Origin of the sequence: Streptomyces sp. NBC_01485 (assembly GCF_036227125.1) — a bacterium.
GTDB lineage: Bacteria > Actinomycetota > Actinomycetes > Streptomycetales > Streptomycetaceae > Streptomyces.
The window spans coordinates 3801343-3825527 of sequence record NZ_CP109435.1; the positions used below are offsets into that span (position 1 = coordinate 3801343).

21 protein-coding genes and 1 tRNA gene are annotated in these 24185 nt (G+C 69.7%); 7 read left to right on the plus strand and 15 right to left on the minus strand.

Annotated elements, in window-relative coordinates:
* Positions 1-299: 299 nt before the first annotated feature.
* The gene (locus tag OG352_RS17405; RefSeq protein ID WP_329217978.1) at positions 300-1520 is read left to right on the plus strand and encodes an acetyl-CoA C-acetyltransferase; all 1221 of its coding nucleotides are present in this window, start codon (positions 300-302) and stop codon (positions 1518-1520) included.
* Between the two features lie 279 nt (positions 1521-1799).
* Positions 1800-2591, plus strand: coding sequence for a hypothetical protein (locus OG352_RS17410; protein WP_329217980.1), 792 nt, complete (start codon positions 1800-1802; stop codon positions 2589-2591).
* Between the two features lie 52 nt (positions 2592-2643).
* Here OG352_RS17410 and OG352_RS17415 read toward each other — a convergent pair whose 3' ends face one another.
* Entirely contained in the window at positions 2644-2955 is a 312-nt protein-coding gene (locus OG352_RS17415; protein WP_329217981.1) for a hypothetical protein, read from the minus strand.
* A 104-nt stretch (positions 2956-3059) separates the two neighbouring features.
* Here OG352_RS17415 and OG352_RS17420 point away from each other — a divergent pair, with 104 nt between their 5' ends.
* Positions 3060-3287 carry a DUF4287 domain-containing protein gene (locus OG352_RS17420; protein WP_329217982.1) on the plus strand — a complete coding sequence of 76 codons (228 nt, stop codon included), beginning with the start codon at positions 3060-3062 and terminating at the stop codon, positions 3285-3287.
* Positions 3288-3452: 165 nt separating this feature from the next.
* On the opposite strand, the gene OG352_RS17425 is transcribed toward OG352_RS17420, so the two are convergent.
* The 7 genes from OG352_RS17425 to OG352_RS17455 form a co-directional block, all read right to left on the minus strand.
* Entirely contained in the window at positions 3453-4346 is an 894-nt protein-coding gene (locus OG352_RS17425; protein WP_329217984.1) for a Bax inhibitor-1/YccA family protein, read from the minus strand.
* Between the two features lie 211 nt (positions 4347-4557).
* Positions 4558-5733 (minus strand): 4-hydroxybenzoate 3-monooxygenase, encoded by a 1176-nt coding sequence (locus OG352_RS17430; RefSeq protein ID WP_329217985.1) that lies wholly within the window; start codon positions 5731-5733, stop codon positions 4558-4560.
* Positions 5734-6242: 509 nt separating this feature from the next.
* Entirely contained in the window at positions 6243-7373 is a 1131-nt protein-coding gene (locus OG352_RS17435; protein ID WP_329217987.1) for a hypothetical protein, read from the minus strand.
* Positions 7370-8296 carry a lactate/malate family dehydrogenase gene (locus tag OG352_RS17440; protein ID WP_329217988.1) on the minus strand — a complete coding sequence of 309 codons (927 nt, stop codon included), beginning with the start codon at positions 8294-8296 and terminating at the stop codon, positions 7370-7372. Before OG352_RS17440 ends, OG352_RS17435 begins: the two co-directional genes overlap by 4 nt.
* The gene (locus OG352_RS17445; protein WP_329217989.1) at positions 8293-9507 is read right to left on the minus strand and encodes a phosphotransferase; all 1215 of its coding nucleotides are present in this window, start codon (positions 9505-9507) and stop codon (positions 8293-8295) included. The genes OG352_RS17440 and OG352_RS17445 overlap by 4 nt, the downstream gene beginning before the upstream one ends.
* A gap of 131 nt (positions 9508-9638) precedes the next feature.
* Complete coding sequence (locus OG352_RS17450; RefSeq protein WP_329217992.1) at positions 9639-10232, minus strand: hypothetical protein; 594 nt, start codon at positions 10230-10232, stop codon at positions 9639-9641.
* Positions 10229-10816, minus strand: coding sequence for a hypothetical protein (locus OG352_RS17455; RefSeq protein ID WP_329217994.1), 588 nt, complete (start codon positions 10814-10816; stop codon positions 10229-10231). Before OG352_RS17455 ends, OG352_RS17450 begins: the two co-directional genes overlap by 4 nt.
* A 193-nt stretch (positions 10817-11009) precedes the next feature.
* Here OG352_RS17455 and OG352_RS17460 point away from each other — a divergent pair, with 193 nt between their 5' ends.
* On the plus strand, positions 11010-12290 hold the full coding sequence (locus OG352_RS17460; RefSeq protein WP_329217996.1) for a hypothetical protein: 1281 nt from the start codon (positions 11010-11012) through the stop codon (positions 12288-12290).
* Complete coding sequence (locus OG352_RS17465; protein WP_329217998.1) at positions 12287-12775, plus strand: GNAT family N-acetyltransferase; 489 nt, start codon at positions 12287-12289, stop codon at positions 12773-12775. Before OG352_RS17460 ends, OG352_RS17465 begins: the two co-directional genes overlap by 4 nt.
* Before the next feature lie 330 nt (positions 12776-13105).
* On the opposite strand, the gene OG352_RS17470 is transcribed toward OG352_RS17465, so the two are convergent.
* A tRNA-Leu gene (locus OG352_RS17470) sits at positions 13106-13188 on the minus strand.
* Between the two features lie 474 nt (positions 13189-13662).
* Here OG352_RS17470 and OG352_RS17475 point away from each other — a divergent pair.
* Together OG352_RS17475 and OG352_RS17480 are read left to right on the plus strand one after the other, a co-directional pair.
* Positions 13663-14463: an ABC transporter ATP-binding protein gene (locus OG352_RS17475; RefSeq protein ID WP_329217999.1), complete on the plus strand. Its 801-nt coding sequence runs from the start codon at positions 13663-13665 to the stop codon at positions 14461-14463.
* Between the two features lie 35 nt (positions 14464-14498).
* The gene (locus OG352_RS17480; RefSeq protein WP_329218000.1) at positions 14499-17027 is read left to right on the plus strand and encodes an ABC transporter permease; all 2529 of its coding nucleotides are present in this window, start codon (positions 14499-14501) and stop codon (positions 17025-17027) included.
* A 70-nt stretch (positions 17028-17097) separates the two neighbouring features.
* Here the strand turns inward: OG352_RS17480 and OG352_RS17485 are convergent, their stop codons facing one another.
* From OG352_RS17485 to eno, 6 genes are all read right to left on the minus strand, one after another.
* Positions 17098-18393, minus strand: coding sequence for a cyclopropane-fatty-acyl-phospholipid synthase family protein (locus OG352_RS17485; RefSeq protein ID WP_329218002.1), 1296 nt, complete (start codon positions 18391-18393; stop codon positions 17098-17100).
* 252 nt (positions 18394-18645) lie between these two features.
* Positions 18646-20043, minus strand: a complete 1398-nt coding sequence (locus OG352_RS17490; RefSeq protein WP_329218004.1) for an NAD(P)/FAD-dependent oxidoreductase — start codon at positions 20041-20043, stop codon at positions 18646-18648.
* Positions 20044-20475: 432 nt separating this feature from the next.
* A complete protein-coding gene (locus OG352_RS17495; RefSeq protein WP_329218006.1) occupies positions 20476-21417 on the minus strand; it encodes a Ppx/GppA phosphatase family protein in 942 nt (313 codons plus the stop codon).
* Entirely contained in the window at positions 21414-22019 is a 606-nt protein-coding gene (locus OG352_RS17500) for a DUF501 domain-containing protein (RefSeq protein WP_329218007.1), read from the minus strand. The genes OG352_RS17495 and OG352_RS17500 overlap by 4 nt, the downstream gene beginning before the upstream one ends.
* A 59-nt stretch (positions 22020-22078) precedes the next feature.
* On the minus strand, positions 22079-22555 hold the full coding sequence (locus tag OG352_RS17505; RefSeq protein ID WP_329218009.1) for an FtsB family cell division protein: 477 nt from the start codon (positions 22553-22555) through the stop codon (positions 22079-22081).
* A 118-nt stretch (positions 22556-22673) separates the two neighbouring features.
* Positions 22674-23954, minus strand: coding sequence for a phosphopyruvate hydratase (gene eno, locus OG352_RS17510; RefSeq protein WP_006382731.1), 1281 nt, complete (start codon positions 23952-23954; stop codon positions 22674-22676).
* Between the last annotated feature and the right edge of the window lie 231 nt (positions 23955-24185).

Here is a 24185-nt window from a genome sequence, read left to right on the forward strand (position 1 = left end):
AGCCCCCAGGATCGGCGCCCCGGGACCGGCACCCCGGGACCGGCGTCCCCAGGACCGGCACGCTGCCCCGCCCGCACATCCCCGCCCCACCACCGGAGGTCCAAGCAAGCGCTTAGAAAGTGCGGCCGGAGTCACACCCCCAGCCCCGTGACCCAGCCCATACGTACGGGTAACTTCCGAAGCAGCCGTGCCCGTACGCGCCCGTACCCGCCCGTACGAAACCCATCCCTCCCACCCGTCGCCCGACCGCCACCCCTCAACGAGGCGCTATGCGCCGCCCCTTCCTATCTGGAGCCGTGATGCCCGAAGCCGTCATCGTCTCGACCGCCCGCTCCCCGATCGGCCGCGCCGTCAAGGGCTCGCTGAAGGACCTGCGCCCGGACGACCTCACCGCCACGATCATCCAGGCCGCCCTGGCGAAGGTCCCCGAGCTGGACCCGAGGGACATCGACGACCTGATGCTCGGCTGCGGCCTCCCCGGCGGCGAGCAGGGCTACAACCTGGGCCGGATCGTCGCCGTGCAGATGGGCATGGACCACCTGCCCGGCTGCACGGTCACCCGCTACTGTTCCTCGTCGCTCCAGACCAGCCGCATGGCCCTGCACGCCATCAAGGCCGGCGAGGGCGACGTCTTCATCTCGGCCGGCGTCGAGATGGTCTCCCGGTACGCCAAGGGCAGCTCCGACGAGATCCCCGGCACCCACAACCCCCTCTTCGCCGACGCGGAAGCCCGTACCGCCGCCGTGGCCGGGTCCGAGGGATCGAGCTGGCACGACCCGCGCGAGGACGGCCTGATCCCCGACCCCTACATCTCGATGGGCCAGACCGCCGAGAACCTCGCCCGGGTCAAGGGCGTCACCCGCCAGGACATGGACGAGTTCGGCGTCCGTTCCCAGAACCTCGCCGAGGAAGCCATCAAGAACGGCTTCTGGGAGCGCGAGATCACCCCGGTGACGCTCCCCGACGGCACGGTCGTCAGCAAGGACGACGGCCCGCGCGCCGGCGTCACGCTGGAGGGCGTCCAGGGCCTGAAGCCGGTCTTCCGCCCGGACGGAATGGTCACCGCCGGCAACTGCTGCCCGCTGAACGACGGCGCCGCCGCGGTCGTCATCATGAGCGACACCAAGGCCCGCGAGCTCGGCCTCACCCCGCTCGCCCGCATCGTGTCGACCGGCGTCTCCGGCCTCTCCCCCGAGATCATGGGCCTCGGTCCGGTCGACGCGACCAACCAGGCGCTGCGCCGCGCCGGCCTCACCATCGACGACATCGACCTGGTCGAGATCAACGAGGCGTTCGCCGCGCAGGTGATCCCCTCCTACCGCGACCTGAACATCCCGCTGGAGAAGCTGAACGTCAACGGCGGCGCCATCGCCGTCGGCCACCCCTTCGGCATGACGGGCGCCCGCATCACCGGCACGCTCATCAACTCCCTCCAGTTCCACGACAAGCAGTTCGGCCTGGAGACGATGTGCGTCGGCGGCGGCCAGGGCATGGCGATGGTCGTCGAGCGCCTGAGCTGAGGCATATCAAGCCTCTCGGTGACCGGCGAAACACCCACCGTGAGCCGACGGCCCGGAGTCCGGAAAGCACCTGGACTCCGGGCCGTTCTGTGATGCAATCTCCCCCAGGATGTGACCTATCTCCCTCCAGGGGGGATTTACGCAGCTCAGCGCGTTCCACCGCCACCCACAGGCCCAAATCCCTGTCCGTTTCGTGACGTTACGCACTGACAGCTGGATAGTCCACCCTTCAAGCTGATGTAGGAAGTCGGGGGTCGACTTTGAACCGGGAGTACGTCAGTGAGCGCCATGCCGATCGCCTTGTTGGTCACCACGGCCGCCACGGGCGCCGTGGGCGTCGCCGTCCTGCGCACCCTCTTTCAGTTGCGCCGGCAGGTCGCCGCCCTGCACACGCAGCTCGCCGAGAACCACGCCACGCAGCTGCGCGGCTTCGTTCCGGCCGCCCGCACCACCGCCGACGCGGCTGAGATACGCGCCGCGGTGGCCGAGGCGCTCGCGGAGGAGCGGGAGCGGGAGCTCGCCGAGGCGCGCGCGTTCTGGGCCGCCCAGGAGGCCCGTGACGCCTCCGACGCCCCCTCCCTGCTGGGTCTGCCGGACAGCGAGCTGTTCCTGCCCCGCCAGGCGGACTTCGTGGGCCTGGAGCCCCTGGAGCCGGTGACCGAGCCGACCACGGACGCCGACGAGTTCGCCGGGGACTCCGCCGAACTGGCCGCCGCCCGCCGCCGTCACCCGTCCCACCCGGACTTCGTACCCGTCCAGTCACCAATGGTCAACGACCACGAACGCACGGTCGCCACCCTCGAGGAACTGGCCGCGTCCCGCATCGAGCTGACCGACGTCCGCCCTGGCCCGCTCGGCACCCTCGACGTCTACGTCTTCGCCGACGGCACCACCCTCTGCATGACCCCGGGCCACCGCGAGACGGCGGAACGCCTCGCGACGGCCCTCACGGCCGGCGAAACCCCGTTCCTGCTGGGCGGCTCGGGCATCTCGGGCGCGTACACGCTGACGTTCCAGTGCGGCCCGGAGAACGTCTACATCCTGGCGGACCGGGTCATAGCGAGCCTGTGAGGCCCACCCGCCGCCCGAGGCCCACCCGCCTGCCCGAGGCGCGTCCCGAGGCTCACACCGCCGCGCGCTTCTGCGCCTGAGCCACCAGCTCCACGGCTTCCGCCACCTGTCCCTCGTCCGTGAGGACGAGGGCCAAGTCGTGCACGGCGACGGTGATTTGGTCGGCTGCGGCGAACATCCCGACGTCGGGCATCTCCCTGGGCTCGGCCCCGGGCTGCTCGATCGCCTGCGCCCACCGGACCAACTGCCTGGCCAGCGCCAGCGCTTCCGCGGCCGCGCCCCGCTGGAGCCGGCTCTGCGGAGCGGCACGCAGACGATCGGCGAAGTGATCCACCGCACGGGTCAGAGACGTCGTATCCACCACGCCGCGAGACTACGCGTCGGACCGGGACTGTTGCCAACAGGCGAACACTCAGGCACCGTGACCTGAAGGACCGGCTTACATCCCCTTTGCTACCGGAGGCGCCGATGTCCCATGTCCTCTCCGAGGAGACCCACCGCAACATACTGGCCCGCATCCCCCACTGCACCGGTCGTGAGGTCGCCGACTGGCTGCGCACCGTCGACGAAGGCCCCGCTCTCCGCTTCGAGGAGAAGGTCAGCTGGCTGCGCGCCGAGCACGACCTCGCGTACGGCCACGCCAAGGCGCTCATCCACGAGTACGACCTGAGGAGGGCCGCGCGCAAACTCCTCTAGCGCGCACGCGACAAGCAGACCGGACAGCACCGGACCGGACAGCACACCGGTCGGCGAACCGGACGACACGACGAAGGGCCCCGGGAGCGGATCCCGGGGCCCTTCCGTCGCGTACGTCCGGCGCTACGGCCGGCCGGCGTCAGTCGCTGTCGTCAGTCGCTGTCGTCAGTCGCTGTTCAGGATCGACAGGAGTCGCAGGAACTCCATGTAGATCCACACCAGCGTCATCGTGAGACCGAAGGCGGCGAGCCAGGCCTCCTCGCGCGGTGCGCCGTACGCGATGCCGTCCTCGACCTGCTTGAAGTCCAGGGCGAGGAAGCAGGCGCCGAGCAGGATGCCGATGACACCGAACACGATGCCGAGCGGACCGCTGCGGAAGCCGAGGCCGTCACCGCCGCCGAAGACCGTGAACAGCAGGTTCACGACCATCAGCAGGACGAAGCCGAGCGCGGCGGCCATCACGAAGCCGTAGAAGCGGCGGTTGACGCGGATCCAGCCCGCCTTGTACGCCACGAGCACACCGGCGAAGACCGCCATCGTGCCCATCACGGCCTGGGCGACGACGCCGTCCGCGATGTACGTGGACACCGCGGACGAGATCACGCCGAGGAACACGCCCTCGAAGGCGGCGTACGACAGGATCAGCGCGGGCGCCGGGCGGCGCTTGAACGACTGGGCGAAGGCCAGCACCATCGCGACCAGACCGGCGACGATGGCGATGCCGTACGACTTGCCGAGGTTGGCCTCGTCGACGGGCAGCAGCAGCCAGGCCAGCACCGCGGTGACGACCACGGTGCCGAGCGTGGTCGCGGTGCGCGCGACGACGTCGTCCATGGTCATCCGGCCGGTGGTGACCGGGGCCTGCGGCGGGGCGCCGTACTGCAGGTCCTGCTGGGCGTAGGGGTTCTGCGCGTACGGGTTGCCGGCCGGCTGGGCGTAGGGGTTGCCCGGCTGGGTGCCGACTGCGGGTCCCCCGGCCTGCGGCGCGGCGTTGAAGCCCGCCGAGCCGTTGTCGCGGCTGAACCCCCGTCGCGAGAAGACCGGGTTTCTGCTCCTCATTGCACTCCTCCATGGCCACACTGCGCGGCCTTGGCTCAAGGGTAATAGGTAGGCAAAGGATTGACCCTAGTGCCTGGGGAGGATCTTTCCCTCATGCTGCTGGCCAACACGCTACGCGGCGTGATGATTCCCAGTACAGGAGGTTTCCATCCAGGACCAAGCCGGTACACGCCCGGAACCGGCCGGAGACCGGACGGGGCCGACGGTTCGGTCACTCGAACGAAAACCCGGTGTACCCCTCGGCGAGGTCGGTCTCGGCGGCGCGGGAGGAGGCGATCCGCTCCAGGCGGGCGAGCTGGAGGCGGTCCTCGAAGGGGGTGGCGTCGGGGGCCGGGTGCAGGAGCGTCGTCATGTCGTACGAGAACCGCTCGGCCTGCCACACGCGCCGCAGACAGGTCGCGGAGTAGGCGTCGAGGAGATCGGACGACCCCGTCTCCGCCTGGTGCGTCAGCGCCCGCGCGAAGGTGACGACGTCCCCGACGGCGAGGTTCAGCCCCTTCGCGCCGGTCGGCGGCACGATGTGGGCCGCGTCCCCGGCGAGGAAGAGCCGGCCGTGCCGCATCGGCTCGTGGACGTAGGAGCGCATCGGGGTGACCGACTTCTGGGTGATCGGCCCGCGCTCCAGCCTCCAGTCGTCGTCGGTCTCGAAGCGGCGCTCCAGCTCGTCCCAGATCGCCTCGTCGCCCCAGCTCCCGGCGTCGGTGCCCTCGGGCACCTGGAGGTAGAGGCGGGAGACGGCCGGCGAGCGCATGGAGAGCAGGGCGAAGCCGCGGTCGTGGCGGGCGTAGACCAGCTCGTCGTGGGAGGGCGGCACGTCGGCGAGGATGCCGAGCCAGCCGAAGGGGTACGTCCGCTCGAAGACGCGGACCAGCTCGGCCGGGATCGCCTTCCGCGAGACCCCCCAGAAGCCGTCGCACCCGACGACGTACTCGCACTCCAGGACGTCCTCGCGCCCCCCGTGCCGGAAACGCACCCGCGGGCTGTCGCCGTCCACCCCCTCCACGGTCAGCGCCTCCGCCTCGAACAGCAGCGGACCGCCGTCCTCGAGCTGGAGGGCGATGAGGTCCTTGCACACCTCGGTCTGCGCGTAGACCATCACCGACCGGCCGCCGGTGAGACCGGGAAAGTCGACGCGGTGGCGCTTGCGGTCGTACCGCAGCTCGATGCCGTCGTGCCGCAGCCCCTCCCGGTCCATCCGCTCCCCGGCACCGGCCGCGCGCAGCACGTCCACCGTGCCCTGCTCCAGGATCCCGGCACGCTGCCGCTGCTCGACGTAGGCCCGGTCGTGGCTCTCCAGTACGACGGAGTCGATACCGGCGTTGTGCAGCAGACGGGCGAGGAGGAGGCCGGCGGGGCCGGCGCCGACGATGCCGACGGTCGTGCGCATCGGGCGTATCCCTTCGGGGTTGGGTTCGGGGTTCGGTTCGGGTTCGGTTCGGGGTTCGGTATTCACCGGCGACTGCCCACCGGGCGATGTTCGCAGAGTGAAGTTTTCTTCACCATCTTTCGACGCGAGTCTGCGCCCCTGCCCTTCGAGTGTCAACGGTTTGGCCGGGCGCGGCGGACATGGCGGACACCGGCGCGCATCTCGAGAACCGTCAGTAACGCCAGCACCGGTCAGCGCCGGCGGCCCTGCTTATGCGGAGCAGTGTCCTCAGCCGCGCGTCGCCGAACTCCCCCAGGAACCCGGCGACGGGTCGCCGAACCGATCACGGCTGGTTCTGGTCGGACGGATATTGTCGTCTCAACCATCTGCCGTTAAGCGCCAATTCGGAAGAACGCGCACCGAACGTGGCCGTCGAACGACAGTGCGCCGAACGGTTCACGCGTCCTTCTGGTTCACAAACCCGAGCGACGTCAGCCCCTCCGCCTTGCGCAGACGGTAGGGGGACCTACCTAGGCACCGCCGGTGAGCTTCGCGAGGAAGTCGCCGTTCGCGGCGACGTCATGGCCGAGGACGACCGAGTGGTGCGGAAGCTCCGCCAGGCGGTGAGCGACCTCGTGCCTCGACTCCTCGGTGCCGCCGCCGTCGACCCTCGCCAGCGCGAACACATCGGGGTAGCGGTCCTCGGTCTCGCCGCTCATGAAGTCCCCTCCGCTCAGCGACCGGTAGCTGTCCTCTTCGGCCGGGTCGGCACCGACTTCGATACGCGGGAAGACGAGGGCGGCAGCCTCGCCGCCGGTCGCCAGCGGCACGCTGAACCAGCGCTCGAACTGGTCCGGGAACACCTGCACCTTCAGCTCCTTGCCGTTCTCCCACAACGGCTCGCGATCACCTGCGAGGAGGGCATCCGTCACCCGCCGGCTCTGCGTCGGGTGCAGCTGCTCGCCGCCCTGGAGCCGCTCTCGCGCGATCTCGAACCAGTTCAGGGCGTCGAGCAGGCCGAGGCCGAGCGCGGCAGCCGACGGCCACGGCAGCACATCGACGCCGCCCGTTTCGTTGGGCCGGACGAACACGCGGTCATTGGCCAGCAGTCCCCAGCCGTACCGGTTGGCCAGCGCCAGGGCCGTGGTGGTCTTGCCGGCCCCCTTCTGGCCGAACGTCAGGACTACGCCGCCTTCCCGAACGACAGCGGAGGCGTGCAGCACCGACCACCCGGCGCGCAGCAGCATTCCGCGCATCACCTCGCGGGCCAGGCGCGCGGTCGCCGTGGCGACCGGCTCGGTGTCGCACCCGGAGATGACCAGACTTCCCACGTCGGGTTCCGACCGGTACGCCAGGCTCTCCCCCGGCTGGACGCCCAGGATCACCCCAGCGGCGACGTCGCGGGTGAGGAGGAGCTGCGCCTTCGCGTACGTGGTGCTCTCGTTCCGGGCCTGCGTCACCGCGAGTGCCGCGTCCGCGTACTTTCCCGGATCGACCTCGGCGATGACGAGCGGGCCTGTGCAGACGCTGTCTGCCGGCACGTCAGCGGCCTTCCACCATGGCCCGAAGTAGCGAGTCGTCCAGTCGGTGACGGCCTTGTCGGCGGAGACGACGTCCACGGCCGCGTCGGCGGCCTCAAGTCGTACGGCGTGAGTGGTCACAAGTTCCTCTCTGAGGGAAGCGCTTGGGCGGGGATACCGCGCACGGCCTGATAGGCGTCGCGGAGTTTGATGCGGGCGGCTTCCAGTTGCCGGGCCTCCGCGCCGTCCAGCCGGGGCATGCACGGTAGAGCCTCGCCCCCGATGAACCGCAACGGAATTCCCAGGTAGCTGTCGCTGTACGGCGCGGACAGCTCGGTCAGCCCGTCGTCGACGCCCAGGGCCAGGCGCAGGGCGAAGAGCACGGCACCAGCCGGTCCGCACCTGGTGCGGCCGATACCCGTGTTGATCCGGCCGGGCCGTATGGCGAGCTCGTCACGGACCTGCTGAAGGGGGACGGGAACAGGCTGGCCGTTGACGGTGGTCGACGAGGCACACACCACCGCGCCGTCACCGTGCTCACCGATCACGTGCCCGTCCACCGCCCGCGCGGACACGCCGAGCAGCCGGGCCAGGGTGATCCGGTAGCGGGACGTGTCGAGGCTGGAGCCGACACCGAACACCCTCAGGCACCCGGACGTCTCGGCGAACAGCCGCGTCATCAGGTCGACCGGGTTCGTCACCACAAGCACCGTGCCCGGATAGCCGGCGAGCTGACCGGCGATCTCCTGTACGACAGGGGTGTTCGCCTGTATCCCGCCCATGCGGACGTCGGTCGCGCGGGCGTTGGTGAACCGTGCCCGCACGGCGACCACGACAGCCGCGCAGTCGCGCATTTCCGGGACTGCGGCGGCATACGGCCGCACCGGCGAGCCGTACGCCGCCTGCATGTCGGCGAGGTCGTCCGAGAGGGCCGCGGCCTGCTCGGGCCTACGGGAGGCGACGAGGAGGCTCGTGCACAGCCCGGACGCCACCAGGGCGCCCCCGACACCCTGTCCGACCGCGCCGGTACCGATCAGGCCGACCGCCACGTCCCGGACCGTCACGAGATCACCTCAAGGGCCCGGCGGAGTGCGCCGTCCCATACCCCGTGCTCAGCCACCCCGTTGGCGAGGTCCGCGCTCACCGCGTCGACCATGCGGAGGACGGGAACGGCCCGCTCGACGAGCACCAGGCCGAGGACGGGCAGCGGCAGCCCGGCCGGCGCAGACAGATACGTCGTGAGGATGTTGACCGTGTCCATCAGCCACAGGGTCAGCAGGTCCCGCAGCCGCAGCCGCCGGTCCTTCCCCGGCAACCGCATAGCCCGTCCTTCAGCGAACTCCGCGAGGCCGTCGACGATCAGACGACATGTCAGCGGGCTCGGACGGTGTGCGGCGAGGAACAGGACCGAACGGCTCAGCAGCTTCGCCACGTCCACCATCGGGCCCGCACGCAACAGTCCCGGGTCGAGGAGCGCCGGCCGCCCGTCCGCGCCATCGGGGAACACCACGTGCTCAGGCTTCAGATCGCCGTAGGCAAGAGTCGTCGCCTTCGTTGCCGGCAGCATCATCCGCAGCCGATCCACGCTGTGGAGCACCAGCTCCGCGAGCTCGGCGCGCGCCGACGCCTCGCACCTCTCCTCCCCGACCCGCACCATATAGACGGCCCCTGACAGACCGTTGAACTTCCGCAGGAACGTACCCGCGATGCTCCGCTCACCGATCGCCCCGGCCGGGTCCAGGCGCTGGGCGGCACCAGACCTGTGCAACGGGCGTAGCTCCGCGAACGCCAACGCCAACAGGTCGGCGGTGTCGCCGGGCCGTGCCATCATCAGGTCACCTAGCGACGGCCCGGTGACGGGTTCAGTGAAGAGAACGCCCTGACTGATCCCGGCGACCGCGCACACCCGCGGCCGGTCCAGACCAGCGAGAACCCGTAACTGTGCAGCCTCACGCGGCAGCAGCCCGTCAGGCCGCGTCACGTACTCCCGCTGAGCTTCGAGCACCGTGGGCCAGGGTCCGCAGGCCCCACGGAGCAGGGAAACGAGGGAGACGCCGAGGAACGACGTCTTCGCGTACAACGTGCGCTCTCCAACGCGCGCACGGTGGACATAGGCGGTGACACTGGGCACGTGCGCCTCCAACCGGACAGGCGTGCCGGGCCATATCTCTGCGGCGGCCCGGTGGATCTGTGCGGCGGCATGCACGAACACCTCGGCCACGGCGGGCCGGGTCGCGCCTTCCTGAGCTGGAGCGGCTGGAACGCTGATGGTCACGGGCGCCTCCTCGGGCTGCCAGATATCCGTGAGCAAGCGAACTCCGGCCGCCCGACGGGGGAGGCAGGCGACCGGAGCCTTCAACTCCCGCAGAGAAGCGGCGCACCTGCGGGAGGTCTACAGCGCCCGCGCTATGCGGGCGCAGGCTGCACCGGCACCCGGACGAGCACGGGCCGGTAGGGAATGCAGGGCTCGGCGTGGATGAAGCCGTGGAAGTCTGGGCCCGAGTCGCTTGTGTACACCTTCACTTCGACCAGTTCACCGTCGGCGATCGGCCGCCAGCACGCGCCGCACAGGCGCCGCTTGACCGCGACTTCGATCTCCTCCATGCCGATCGGTTCACCCAGCGGTCCCGGCCTCGTGACCAACGACAGGTACGAGCGGCACACGATCGCCATCTCGAATGCCGCATCGCGGTCGCGCATGTCGGGCTTCCCGTCCAGCGGTGCAGCCTCCACCGGTACCGGCTCCGCCTGGTCGAGTTCCGCGACGACCTGACGGCCACGCACCAGGGCATGGATCGCGACCCGCCGCATCTCGCCCCGCATCCTCGGCGCGAGCACCATCACCTTGGGCAGCAACACGTCGATGTAGCCGCGCAGCTCCTTGCCCAGGTCGAGGACAGCGGAGCGCTTCTCCGGGCAACGACCGAAGATCTCATCGGCGGCCCGGCACGCGCTCCAGATCGTGTCAGCGTCGATCCGCTCGGCCACTGATTCACTCACCGGCCTGACTCCCTCGCCAGGTTGTAGCGGCCGTGCGCCAAGAGCTGAGACACGGCGTCCGCTGAGCACAGGGCACCCGCACCCCCCACTGGCACCGACCAGTAGGCGCGGGCGCCGTCCGGCTCGGTCAGGTCGGGGGCGGGCACAGCGACGAACGAGCCCAGGCCCAGGAACTTCGCGTCCTTGCGTTCCTGGTGCTTCCACTCGTACCGCTCGGCGGTCTGCGCCGGCACGAGCGCGTAGTAGCGGTGCGGGCGGAGAGTCACGAACACCGGGCCGCCGTGGAGTACCTGAGCCAGGTACGCGTCGGCCTCTTCCATCCGCTTAGTGCCAGCGGCAGCCCAGACCACCTCCGGCTGCATCTTGACCACAGCGAAGGTGCGACCACAGTCCAGCAGAGCGGCCTTCAACTCTTCCCATTCCTTCGTCGCCCGGGTCTGATCCTTGGCCGCCAGAAGCAGCCAGCCCTGAGCGGCCTGCGCGGCTCGCGCGGCATCCTTCCGATCCTGCCCGGGTGCCGCGGTCGATGAGCGGACTTCTGCTTCCTGGGCCTGCGGTTCGAGCGCCTGTGGTGCACAGGGCATGTCGACTCCTTACAGTCGGCCATGCCCCGGGGTATTTACCGCCGGGGTCTTTTTGTTGGGTGCTTCACCGTCACGCGCCAACCACCGCAGGCGAAAGGCAACTTCGGCACGGGTAACTTCACAGCAGAGGGAAACTTCTCCCTCACGGATCGTTAGAACGCCGTACGGTGGGATATCCCGTCAGGGAGGGCGGATGGACGATCAGCCCCAGCCGAACCTCACCCTCAGGCGCTTAATGGCCGAGGCCGGGTTCACGCGCGAAGGGCTCGCGGAGGCCGTCAACAAGGCCGCCGAACAGCTATGGGGCGAACCCGGAAGTTGCAGTGCCCGGCTCGTCGGCTACTGGCTCAAGGGCGATACGACCTCGCTGAGGGCACACACCCGCCACCCCCTGGAGAAGGTCTTCGGCCGACCCGCCGAAGAACTCGGTTTCCGGCCTCCCGGCACCGCCCGCAGCAGCGCTACCCTACGAGCACCCGCGCCCGCACCACCCCAGAAGCCGCCCGTGATCCGCCGCACTTTCGTCCTCGGCCTCACCGGAAGCCTGCTCTCACTGCCGCCGCTTCCGAAGTCAGGCCGACTCGGCATGTCCGACGTCGAACGCATCAAGACCGCGGCCGCTGAACTCCACCAGCTCGACGACCTGCACGGCGGCGTGGGTGTGGCCGACGCCGCAGCCCGCTACATCGAGTACGTCGAGGACGCCGCACGCCGATGCCACTTCGGCAGCAACGTGCAGACCGGCCTCTACACAGCTCTGGGTGAAATGGCCACAAGCGCCGGCTGGTTCGCGTTCGACGCCCAACGCCACGAGGAAGCACGCCGCCACTGGGATGCCGGACTGCGCTACGCCCTCCTCGCCCGCAACAACCGTTTGCAGGCCCGGATCTGGTCATCCCTGTCTCACCAGGCCTGGCAGTTGGGCCATGGAGGCGAAGCCGTATCGATCGCCCGTGCCGCTCTCGCCCAGACCAGAGGCCGCCGAGACGGGCAGCTGTCCGCACTCCTGCACACACGAGTCGCACAGGGTCACGCCATCCAGAACGAGCCAGGCCAGTGCGCCCGGTCCCTCCTGCGCGCCGAGAAGGAGTTCGACAGGGAGCCCGACGAGCCACAGCGGTGGCTCGGCTTCTTCAACGCCGGCGAGCTCTCCTCGACCGCGGCACTGTGTCTCTTCGACCTGCGCCACTACACGAAGGCAGTGGACGCGGCTCGTGAGTCCCTGACCGTCGTCGAGTCGACCCCGTTCCGGCGCAACCAGCTCGCTGGCCACGTGCGACTCGCACGCACCCTGGCGGCGGCCGGGGAAATGGAAGAAGCTGTTGCCGCCGGAGGCAGCGCTCTGATTCTCCTGCCGGAGGTGCACAGCCCCCGGATCGTCGCACGCCTAGAACACCTCCGTGACGACTTGCTCGACCGCAACGCACCGGGCGCTGCGGATTTCTCGGAACAATATGAGGCGGTGGCCACATGACCGTGGATCTCCTGACGACCAGCTACTACACCGGCGAGCGGCTGACAGAGATCCGCGGCACCATCCTGGACGTCTACGCCGACGTGTACGCAGACGACATCGCCACCAACCCCTTCTTCTCCATGCAACGCTTCGAAGAGCGGCTGGACAGCCATGTGGCTGCCGGAGGCTGGGGTTGCGTCATCGCCTCAGTCGACCGCGAGGCGGCCGGGTTCACCTACGGCTTCACGGCCCGCGACGACGACACCACCTTCAAGCTCTGCGAAAACATGCTCCGCCCGGAGTGGCGCAAGCGCGGTGTCTCCCCGCTGATGCACGACGAACTCATGAGCCACCGACAGGAGAAGCGCGCCGAACTACTGGTGCGCCGAGAGCGCCCCCGCCTGCGTGCTCTCTACGAAGGCTGGGGCTACGAGCACGCCGGCGAGAAGCTGCCGTTCCCGGATTCCCCGCTGTACGACGTCATGGTGCTGACTCTCCGCTGATACCGCGCACCTGTCGATGCCAGTGCCTCCCCGTACGGTTGCCATAGGTCCCGGCATCCCCGACTTCACGGTCACCCACGCCCAGAAGCGGAGCCGGTCAACGCGCGTATCCGGTGCCTCTTGGAACAGCCGCCGACCCGCGCCCGCGCCGTCGAGTACGAGCGGCTCCTGCACCTGTGGGCCCAAGTTGCCGACGGGCGCCTGGCCGAGGCCGCGTAGCCCAAAGGGACCTCCCGCATGGGCAACCCCACGCGGGCCCGCCTCCTCCAGCTTTGCCTGAGCCGCCAGCGCCTGGCTGGTCGGCGCGACACTGGAAATTACAGGGAGAAGTGCCCGGAACCGGACTTGAACCGGTACGCCCGCAAGGGGCAGCGAGGTTTAAGCTCGCCGTGTCTGCATTCCACCATCCGGGCAGGCCATGGGCTCCGCATCGAGGTTCCGAGCCTATCGGGAGGCACCCCTCGAACAGCGGTGCGGTGGACCGATGTTGTCTTATTTTATTGACACCTGAGGGAGCATCAGCACCCGGAACAGGCCATCCGCACTTGCCAACAGCCTGGCGCGCGGCAACCGCTTGCGTATGCGGAATGACGGAATTTCACCGCCCGAACGAGGGCGCTCCACCGGTTCTTGACGAACGTCCAACGGCAGGACGGTCCCGAGGGCGTGTAGGAGGCGTGGGTCATCCCCAGGTATGACACGGCGGCCCGTGGTGCGACTCGAGTCTGCCTTCGGAACCGGAACAGCGGCTGACTACACGACGGCGGGCGGCCGGGACGATGGTTCATGTCCCCAAGACACACGTCCCAGCCACACCGCCACACCGTCAGACCGCCCAGCCGTCACACCGCCCAGCCATGCCGTCGTCCCGACAGGAGTCCACTTCCGTGACCACCAGCCCTCTCGCCGAGCGCAGCACCGCAGCGGCCGCACGTGCCACGGAACTGTCGAAGATCTACGGGCAGGGCGAGACCCAGGTGGTCGCCCTGGACCGGGTCTCGGTCGACTTCCGGCAGGCCGAGTTCACCGCGATCATGGGGCCCTCCGGCTCCGGCAAGTCCACGCTGATGCACTGCGTGGCCGGCCTCGACACCTTCTCGTCCGGCTCCGTGCGCATCGGCGACACCGAGCTCGGGTCGCTGAAGGACAAGCAGCTCACGAAGTTGCGCCGGGACAAGATCGGGTTCATCTTCCAGGCGTTCAACCTGCTGCCGACGCTGACGGCGATCGAGAACATCACGCTCCCGATGGACATCGCGGGCCGTAAACCGGACAAGGAGTGGCTGGAGACGGTCATCCGGATGGTGGGGCTCGCCGACCGGCTCAGCCACCGTCCCTCGCAGCTCTCCGGCGGTCAGCAGCAGCGGGTGGCCGTCGCCCGCGCCCTGGCCTCCCGGCCGGACATCATCTTCGGCGACGAGCCGACCGGAAACCTCGACTCGCGCTCGGGCGCCGAGGTGCTGGGCTTCCTGCGCAACTCCGTACGGGAGTTGGGGCAGACGGTGGTGATGGTGACCCACGACCCGGTGGCGGCGGCCTACGCGGACCGGGTGGTCTTCCTCGCGGACGGGCGGATCGTCGACGAGGTGCACGGCCCGACCGCCGAATCGGTGCTGGACCGCATGCGGCGCCTTCCTGGGGGAAACCCCCAGACCCCCGAGTTCGACTCCAAGGGCCGCACCAGCTGATCCCCGCCCAGGACCGACAGGACTGAGAAAAGAACATGTTCCGTACCGCCTTGCGCAACGTGCTCGCGCACAAGGCCCGGCTCCTGATGACCGTGCTCGCCGTGATGCTCGGCGTGGCCTTCGTGTCGGGGACCCTGGTCTTCACCAACACCATCTCCGACGCCCTCCAGAAGAGCTCCGCCAAGGGCTTCGACCGGGTCGACGTCGCCGTCACCGCGCTGGCGCAGCCGGACGTCGGGGACCGTATCTCCAAGACGCCCGAGCTGACGCAGGCGCTGCTGGAGCGGAGCGCGAAGGTTCCGGGCGCCGCGTCCGCCGTCGGCGTCGTCAGCGGCTTCACCGCCATCGCCGACAAGGACGGCAAGCTCGTCGGCGGCGGTTTCCAGTCGCAGGGCGGCAACTACTGGGGGGCCAGGGACGCCCGGTACCCGCTGGCCGAGGGGCGCGCGCCGAGCGGCAAGGGCGAGGTCGTCATCGACTCGAAGACCGCCGAGCGGGCCGGTTACGAGGTCGGCGACACCGTACGGATATCCGTCGACGGCCCCGTCCTGACCCCGAAGATCACCGGCATCTTCACCACCGACGACGGCAACGTCGCCGCCGGCGGCAGCCTCGCCCTCTTCGACACGGCGAGCGCACAGCAACTGTTCGGCAAGCCCGGCGCCTACGACGAGATCGACGTGCAGGCCGCCGCCGGTACCTCGCAGGGCGCGCTGAAGTCCGCGCTGGACGCCGCCCTGCCGAAGGGCCGGTTCGAGACCGTCACCGGCATGCAACTCGCCGACGACCAGGCGAAGATGATCGCCGTGTCGATGAGCGGGATGAAGCAGGCGCTGCTGGTCTTCGCCGGTATCGCGCTGTTCGTCGGCACCTTCATCATCGCCAACACCTTCACCATGCTGGTCGCCCAGCGCACCAAGGAGCTCGCGCTGCTGCGGGCCGTCGGCGCCTCGCGCCGGCAGGTCACGCGGTCGGTGCTGCTGGAGGCGTTCGTCGTCGGCACGGTCGCCGGGGTGACCGGTCTGGTCGCCGGTATCGGCATCGGGGCCGGGCTGCGCTCGCTGCTCGGGACGCTGGGGGCGACCGTCCCCGACGGGCCGCTCGTCGTCTCGCCCGGCACGGTCGCCGCCGCCCTCGGCGTGGGCGTCGTCATCACCATGCTGGCCGCGTGGCTGCCGGGTCGGCGGGCCGCGAGGATCCCGCCGGTGGCGGCCATGAGCAGCGTGCACGCCGTCGCCTCCACCAAGTCGCTCGTCCTGCGCAACACCCTCGGCGCCCTGTTCTCGGCGGCGGGCGTCGCCCTGGTGCTGGCCGCGACGACGATGAAAGGCAGCGACGGCCAGGCCCCCATGGGGATCGGCGCGGCCCTGCTCATCATCGGCGTGTTCATCCTGACGCCGCTGCTGTCCCGCCCGCTGATCGCGGCCGCCGCGCCCGTCCTGCGGATCTTCGGGGTGGCCGGCAAGCTGGCCCGGCAGAACTCGGTGCGCAACCCGCGCCGGACGGCGGCCACGGCCTCCGCGCTGATGATCGGCCTGACCCTGATCACCGGTATGACGGTGATGGCGGGCAGTGTCCAGCAGGCCATCGACAAGATGGCGTCCTCCGCGATCCGGGCCGACTACGTCGTGTCGATGGCGAACGGCAGCGAACTCTCCGCCGACATCGACGAGAAGCTGAAGGCCACCGCCGGGGTGACCGCCACCAGCCCGCTGCGCAACGCGCCCGGCCGGATCGACGGCACGACCGAGTACCTCACCGGCGTCACCGGCTCCACCATCGGCGAGCTGACCGACCTCAAGGTCGACGACGGCGCCTTCAAGGTGGGCGTCGGGCAGATCGTCGTCGACGAGGCCACCGCCAAGTCGTACGGCTGGAAGGCCGGTTCGTCGTTCACGATGAACTACGAGGACGGCAAGAAGCAGCGGTTGACGGTCTCCGGTGTGTACGAGGGCAACGAGCTGATCCAGGGCATCCTCGTCGACAACGCGGACCTCACCCCGCATCTGACGGACCCGGCCGACATGCAGGTCATGGTCAAGACGTCCGGCGGCGCCTCCGACGGCACGAAGGACAGGCTGGAGAAGGCCCTCGGCACCAACCCGGCCATCAAGGTCCAGAGCAAGCAGGACGTCTCGGACGACATCGCGAAGACGTTCACGCTGATGCTGAACATGCTCTACGGGCTGCTCGCGATGGCCGTGATCGTCGCCGTCCTCGGCGTCGTCAACACCCTCGCGATGTCGGTGTTCGAGCGCTCCCAGGAGATCGGCATGCTGCGCGCCATCGGCCTGGACCGCCGCTCGGTCAAGCGGATGGTCCGCCTGGAGTCCCTCGTCATCTCCCTCTTCGGCGCGGTGCTCGGCCTCGGCCTGGGCGTGTTCTTCGGCTGGGCGGCCGGTGAGCTGATCGGCACGACGCTGGCGACGTACGAACTCGTCCTGCCCTGGGGCCGGATGGGCGTCTTCCTGCTGCTGGCCGCCGGGGTCGGCCTCCTGGCGGCCCTGTGGCCGGCCCGCCGCGCGTCCCGCCTGAACATGCTGGCGGCGATCAAGTCGGAGTAGGGGAAGGTCGGTTGGGGGGAGGGGCAGCTTCCAGCTTCCGGGGAGGCTGCCTCTCCCCCTTTCTCATTTCTCAGTTCCAGGTGCGGGTGCGCAGGGGCATTCCGGAGTCGCCGGAGGCGGGGGTGCGGACGGCCAGGACCTGGTTGACGCCGATGCGGTTGCGTTCGAAGGCGACGGCGGAGGCGGCCATGTAGAGCCGCCAGACGCGGGCGCGGCCGGGGCTGGTGAGGTGGACGGCCCGCTCCCAGGCGGCCTCCAGACGGTCCACCCAGCGGCGCAGGGTGAGGGCGTAGTGCTCGCGGATCGACTCGACGTCCCGGACCTCCAGGCCGGCGCGTTCGAGCTGGGCGACCGTGCTGCCCAGGGGGGCGAGTTCGCCGTCCGGGAAGACGTAGGCGTCGATGAAGGCGTCCACGCCGTACGTCGACTCGTCGTGCTGCGGGGGGCGGGCGATCTGGTGGTTGAGGAGCCGGCCGCCGGGCGTGAGCAGCGCGCACAGGACGTGCGCGTACTCCAGGTACCGCGCGGAGCCGACGTGTTCCGCCATGCCGATGGAGGAGACCGCGTCGAACGGGCCGTCGGTGACGTCCCGGTAGTCCTGGACGCGGATCTCGACCCTGTCGGTGAGCCCGGCGTCGGCGACGCGCTTGCGGGCGTACGCCGCCTGCTCCTGGGAGAGCGTGATCCCGACGACGTTCGCCCCGTGCTCGCGCGCCGCGTGGACGGCGAGGGACCCCCAGCCGCAGCCGACGTCCAGCAGCCTCTTCCCCGGACCCAGGTCCAGCTTGCGGCAGACGAGTTCGAGCTTGTCGCGCTGGGCGCTCTCCAGGGTGCCGGCCTCGGACCCGGACTCCCAGTAGGCGCAGGAGTAGACCATGGACGGGCCGAGGACGAGTTCGTAGAAGTCGTTGCCGACGTCGTAGTGGTGGCTGACGGCGCGTCTGTCGGTGCGGCGGGTGTGGAGGTGGCGGGTGCGGCGGATCTCCTCGCGGGGCGGGGCGGGCGGCAGCGGCGGCCCGGCGAGCCGCACCAGCTCGCGGACGGCCGTACGGACCTCGGGGTCGCGCAGGGCCTGGGCGAGGGTACGGGCGTCCTCGCCGCGCTCCCAGAAGAGGCCGGAGACGAGGTCGAGCGCGACGTACAGGTCCCCGTCGATCTCCAGGTCGCCGGCCACCCAGGCGCGGGCGAGGCCCAGTTCGCCGGGTTTGAACAGGAGACGACGCAGGGCCCTGCGGTTGCGTACGACCAGAACGGGCGCGTCGGGCGGACCCGCCTGCGAACCGTCCCAGGCGCGGACGCGCACCGGGAGCGGTTCTCCCAGCAACTGTTCGACAAGCGCATGGAGCCGCGGCGCGGCGTCGGCCATGGTGCACACCTCCGTGACGGTGATCCCGGAATGTCCTGACACCACGTAAACACCAGCGAAGCCACAGCGCAGTCCCCCACGCGCATCACGGCTGGGCAAACTCCACGACGGAACACACGGGAGCACACGGGAAGGCACGGGAACACACGGAACACACCGAAGGGGCCGCCCGCACCACGGATGGCGGACGGCCCCTTCGGGGGGTGTTTCAGTGGCCGGCGGTCGGGGGACCGGAGGCCGGGTGACCGGGGGTCAGGAGGCCTTGGCCTTCTCGCCCTCGGTCTTCTCGGCGGCGGCCGGCTTCGCGGCGACCGGGGCCGGCTTCGCGGCCTCGTAGAACTCCTCGCGCGGGGATTCCAGGGCGCCGAGGGCGACGACCTCGCGCTTGAGGAACATGCCGAGGGTCCAGTCGGCGAAGACGCGGATCTTGCGGTTCCACGTCGGCATCGCCATGCCGTGGTAGCCGCGGTGCATGTACCACGCGAGGCGGCCCTTGACCTTGATCTTCACCTTGCCCATGACGATCATCGCGACGCCCTTGTGCAGGCCGAGGCCCGCCACCGCACCCTTGTTGGCGTGCGAGTACTCCTTCTGCGGGAAGCCCCGCATACCGGAGATCACGTTGTCGCCGAGGACCTTGGACTGGCGGAGCGCGTGCTGCGCGTTCGGCGGGCACCAGGCGTTCTCGACGCCGGCCTTGCGGGCGGCGACGTCCGGGACCTGGGCGTTGTCGCCGGCGGCCCAGATGTAGTCGGTGCCCTGGACCTGGAGGGTCGAGGCGGTGTCGACGTGACCACGCGGGCCGAGCGGGAGGCCGTAGCGGGCCAGGACGGGGTTCGGCTTGACGCCGGCCGTCCAGACGATCGTGTTCGAGTCGACCTCGAGGCCGTTCTTCAGGACGACGTGGCCGTCGACGCAGGAGTCCATGGAGGTGGAGAGGTAGATCTCCACGCCCCGGCTCTCCAGGTGCTCCTTGCCGTACTGGCCGAGCTTGGGGCCGACCTCGGGCAGGATCTTGTCCGCGGCGTCGACGAGGACGAAGCGCATGTCCTCGCGGGACACGGTCTTGTAGTACTTGGCCGCGTCGCGAGCCAGGTCCTCGACCTCACCGATGGTCTCCGCGCCGGCGAAACCGCCGCCGATGAAGACGAAGGTGAGCGCCTTGCGGCGGATCTCCTCGTCGGTCGTGGAGTCGGCCTTGTCGAGCTGCTCGAGGACGTGGTTGCGCAGGCCGATGGCCTCCTCGACGCCCTTCATGCCGATGCCCTGCTCGGCGAGGCCGGGGATCGGGAAGGTGCGGGAGACCGCGCCGAGCGCGATCACCAGGTAGTCGAAGGGCAGCTCGTACGCCTCGCCGACCAGCGGGGCGATCGTGGCGACCTTGCGGTCCTGGTCGATGGTGGTGACCCGGCCGGTGAGAACCTCCGCCTTGGGCAGCACGCGTCGCAGCGGGACGACGACGTGACGCGGGGAGATGTTGCCGGCGGCGGTTTCGGGGAGGAAGGGCTGGTAGGTCATGTACGACCGGGGGTCGACGACCGTGACGGTCGCCTCGCCGTAGCGCATCTTCTTGAGAATGCGCCGAGCTGCGTACAGGCCTACGTACCCACCGCCTACTACGAGGATCCTGGGACGCTCCGTGGTGCTCATGCCATCGAGTATCCACCCGCTCCAGGGGGGTCGCTCGTGCGCCCCTTCACAAGCTTGTGAAGGGTGTGTGCTATCCTCCGCGGCTCGCGTGATCCAGGTCATGGCGCGGAACGGGAACCCGTGTCCACATGATGCCGTTGTCAATGCCGCGTGAGCTGCCTCTCCGGGTTCGGAGGGGCTCCGTGAGGGGTCCGGAACACGCCTTCGCGACGCCTCCGCGAAACGTCCGCACCCGCCTCTTTTGAACACGTTCACACGGGTGTTGAGCCCCCGGAAGGGTCAACCGGGGCGCCCATGTCCTCCGACAGGGCCGAATTCCTTGTGAAGAACTTCACGAACTTTCCCGACGGAGTGTCGCGAGAGCGCGTCGGAGGGGCGCGCGAGGGGCCCGTTCGAGCCCCTCAGGCGCGCTCAAACGGGCTTCGTCCCTGCTCAGCAGAGTGACCAGACGATGCCGTCGAGGATGTCGTGCTCGCTCACGACGACCTCGTCCGCGCCGGTCCGCTCCATGATCGTCAGCAGTACGAGCGCGCCCGCCGCGATCACGTCCACCCGGCCCGGGTGCATCGACGGGACCGCCGCGCGCTCGGCGTGGGTGGAGCGCAGCAGCCACTCGGTGATCTCGCGGACCTTGTCGTACGGGACGCGGGAGTGGTGGATGGCCGCCGAGTCGTACGCGGGGAGTTCCTGCGCGATCGCCGAGATCGTCGTCACGGAACCGGCCAGGCCGACCAGGGTGCGCGCCTCGCTCAGCGGGACCGTCCGCTCGGCGAGGTCGAGGGCCGTCTCGATGCCGGCGCGCATGGCCGCGATCTGCTCGGCGGTGGGCGGGTCGGTGACCTTGCCGTCCACGACCAGGTGGCGTTCGGTCATCCGCACGCAGCCGACGTCGACGGAGCGGGCGGCCTGGACGTGCTCGTCGCCGACCACGAACTCCGTCGAGCCGCCGCCGATGTCCACCACCAGGTAGGGCTTCGCCAGGTCCGCGCGGCCCTTGAGCTCCTTCGTCGCGCCGGTGAAGGAGAACTCGGCCTCCTGGTCGCCGGTGATGACCTCGGGCTCGACGCCCAGGACGTCCAGCACCCCGCGCACGAACTCGTCGCGGTTCTCGGCGTCCCGGGAGGCGGAGGTTGCGACGAAGCGCAGCCGCTCCGCGCCGTGCTCCTTGACGGCGGCCGCGTACTCCCGGCAGGCCGCGAAGGTCCGCTCCAGCGCCTCGGGGGCGAGCCGGCCGGTGCGGTCGACGCCCTGGCCGAGGCGGACGATCGTCATCCGGCGGTCCAGTTCGACCAGCTCGCCCGTGTCCGGGTCGGCGTCGGCGACGAGCAGGCGGATCGAGTTCGTACCGCAGTCGACGGCGGCGACCCGGGTCACCGGGGGTCTTCCTCGATCGGTTTGAAGGCGAAGTGGCCCGCGCCGTCCTCGGACGTCTCCACCTGCCACCCCTCGCCGGCCGGCGGCTGGGCAGGCGTCACGCACGCGCCCTTGCGCCACCACTCCGGGAGCATCGCCAGGGCCTCGTCGCCGAGCGGGTTCACGCCCGGGCCGGCCGCCAGGGAGTGGCCCACCAGCACGTGCAGGCACTTCACCCGGTCCGGCATGCCGCCCGCGCTGGGGAAGTTCTTCAGCTCCTCGATCTCGTCCCGGCGCCGGAGGTAGTCCTCGTGCGCGGCACGGTAGGCGGCGGCCAGCTCCGGGTCGGACCGGAGCCGTTCCGTCATCTCCTTCATCACGCCGTTCGCCTCGAGCGTGCCGATCGCCGAGTTGGCCTTGGGGCACGTCAGGTAGTACAGCGTCGGGAAGGGCGTGCCGTCGGGCAGGCGAGGGGCCGTCTCGACGACGTCCGGCTGACCGCACGGGCAGCGGTGCGCGATCGCGCGCAGGCCGCGCGGCGGGCGCCCGAGCTGCTGCTTGAAGGCCTCGACGTCCGCGTCGGTGGGCTCGGTGCGCGGGGTGGTCGGCGGGGGCGTTTCCATACCTGTCTCTCTAAGTGCACGGTTTCACTGGTGTGTTCACTGCTGGTTCTCGGGTGTCTTCACTGGTCGGAGGCGTCCGACTTGTCGACGCCGTCCCAGACGTTCGAGTACCAGGGGCGGTCGGCCGCCCCGAGGTCGGCGCGGGACTGTCTGGCCGCGTCCGGGTCGATCACGACGTAACCGGTCTCCCCCGGCAGCACGTAGTGCAGCCGCTGCCGGATCTGCTGCTCGGCGTACGCGTCGTCCTGCCAGCGTGCCTTGAGGTCGCGCAGTTGCTCGACGCGCTCGCTGGCCTGCTGCTTCTCGCGCTCCAGGTCGGCGATCTCGGCGCGCTGGGAGACGTACTGGCGCATGGGGTAGGCCAGCGCCACGATCAGCGTGCACAGGACGAGGGCGAGCAGCGCGGCGCGGCCGGTGAGGCGGGAGCGGCGGGCCTGGCGTTTGGTCTGGGAGCGGTAGACCCGGGCCGCGGTCTGCTCCCCGAGCAGCTTGATCCTCGTCGCGGTGGAGAACCGGTCCCGGTCCTTCACGGCCATGTCCTCCGCCTCCCGTCTCCCACGTGCGTACGTCCCCGCACACGGTACGGGACCGAGTACGGGGACGTACGTACGACGCTGCCTACGCGGCTATACGGCGGTGCTGCTGTACGGGCCCTCAGCCCTTGAAGCGGGGGAAGGCGCTGCGGCCGGCGTACACGGCGGCGTCGTCGAGGATCTCCTCGATGCGCAGCAGCTGGTTGTACTTGGCGACGCGGTCCGAGCGGGCCGGGGCGCCGGTCTTGATCTGGCCGCAGTTCACCGCGACGGCGAGGTCGGCGATGGTGACGTCCTCGGTCTCGCCGGAGCGGTGGGACATCATGCACTTGAAGCCGTTGCGCTGGGCCATCTCGACGGCGTCCAGGGTCTCGGTCAGCGAGCCGATCTGGTTGACCTTGACGAGCAGGGCGTTGGCCGAGCCCTCCTCGATGCCGCGGGCGAGGCGCTCGGGGTTGGTGACGAAGAGGTCGTCGCCGACGATCTGGACCTTGTCGCCGAGCTTGTCGGTGATGGTCTTCCAGCCGTCCCAGTCGTCCTCGTACAGCGGGTCCTCGATGGAGATGAGCGGGTACGCGGAGACGAGCTCCTCGTAGTACTCGGTCATCTCGGCGGCCGTGCGGGACTTGCCCTCGAACTCGTACTTGCCGTCCTTGTAGAACTCGGACGCGGCGACGTCGAGCGCGAGACCGATCTGCTCACCGGGGACGTAACCGGCCTGCTTGATCGCCTCGATGATGAGGTCGAGCGCGGCGCGGTTGGACTCCAGGTTCGGGGCGAAGCCGCCCTCGTCGCCGAGGCCGGTGGACAGGCCCTTGGTCTTCAGCACCTTCTTGAGGGTGTGGTAGATCTCGGCGCCCCAGCGCAGCGCCTCGGAGAAGGACTCCGCACCGATCGGCGCGATCATGAACTCCTGGATGTCCACGTTGGAGTCGGCGTGCGAGCCGCCGTTCAGGATGTTCATCATCGGAACGGGCAGCAGGTGCGCGTTCGGGCCGCCCAGGTAGCGGAAGAGGGGCAGGTCGCTGGCCTCGGAGGCGGCGTGCGCGACGGCGAGGGAGACGCCGAGGATGGCGTTGGCGCCGAGCGAGCCCTTGTTGTCGGTGGCGTCCAGGTCGAACATGGCCTGGTCGATCAGGCGCTGCTCGGTGGCGTCGTAGCCGACGAGCTCCGGGCCGATCTGCTCGATGACGGCGAGGACGGCCTTCTCGACACCCTTGCCGAGGTAGCGGTTCGGGTCACCGTCGCGCAGCTCGATGGCCTCGAAGGCGCCGGTGGAGGCACCGGACGGAACGGCGGCACGACCCGTGCTGCCGTCGTCGAGGCCGACCTCGACCTCGACGGTGGGGTTGCCTCGCGAGTCGAGGATTTCCCGGGCTACGACGACGTCGATGGACGGCACGAGCATCTCCTTCTTCGGATGTGACGCTGGAAGTGCGGGGCGCGCAGGCCGTGATGAGCCCTTGCAGAGCCTTGCGACTAGAGCCTAACCGCCCGAGGGACGTCGGCAGCCGACCGACCGCCCTATGGACGGACTGACCCTACCTATTGTTCCAGTCCGGAACAAAGGGGATGGCCGAGAAAGACGGACGGGACATGTCGAACAGGCGACATCGGGATATCGGCATATCGG

Bases quoted from the DNA above. Each gene is read 5' to 3' on its own strand.
- OG352_RS17465 (WP_329217998.1), top strand. From the start codon at position 12,287: ATGACCGTGGATCTCCTGACGACCAGCTACTACACCGGCGAGCGGCTG.
- OG352_RS17405 (WP_329217978.1), top strand. From the start codon at position 300: ATGCCCGAAGCCGTCATCGTCTCGACCGCCCGCTCCCCGATCGGCCGC.
- OG352_RS17490 (WP_329218004.1), bottom strand. From the start codon at position 20,043: ATGAGCACCACGGAGCGTCCCAGGATCCTCGTAGTAGGCGGTGGGTAC.
- OG352_RS17430 (WP_329217985.1), bottom strand. From the start codon at position 5,733: ATGCGCACGACCGTCGGCATCGTCGGCGCCGGCCCCGCCGGCCTCCTC.
- OG352_RS17480 (WP_329218000.1), top strand. From the start codon at position 14,499: ATGTTCCGTACCGCCTTGCGCAACGTGCTCGCGCACAAGGCCCGGCTC.
- OG352_RS17485 (WP_329218002.1), bottom strand. From the start codon at position 18,393: ATGGCCGACGCCGCGCCGCGGCTCCATGCGCTTGTCGAACAGTTGCTG.
- OG352_RS17505 (WP_329218009.1), bottom strand. From the start codon at position 22,555: ATGGCCGTGAAGGACCGGGACCGGTTCTCCACCGCGACGAGGATCAAG.
- OG352_RS17460 (WP_329217996.1), top strand. From the start codon at position 11,010: ATGGACGATCAGCCCCAGCCGAACCTCACCCTCAGGCGCTTAATGGCC.
- OG352_RS17455 (WP_329217994.1), bottom strand. From the start codon at position 10,816: ATGCCCTGTGCACCACAGGCGCTCGAACCGCAGGCCCAGGAAGCAGAA.
- OG352_RS17420 (WP_329217982.1), top strand. From the start codon at position 3,060: ATGTCCCATGTCCTCTCCGAGGAGACCCACCGCAACATACTGGCCCGC.
- OG352_RS17425 (WP_329217984.1), bottom strand. From the start codon at position 4,346: ATGAGGAGCAGAAACCCGGTCTTCTCGCGACGGGGGTTCAGCCGCGAC.
- OG352_RS17500 (WP_329218007.1), bottom strand. From the start codon at position 22,019: ATGGAAACGCCCCCGCCGACCACCCCGCGCACCGAGCCCACCGACGCG.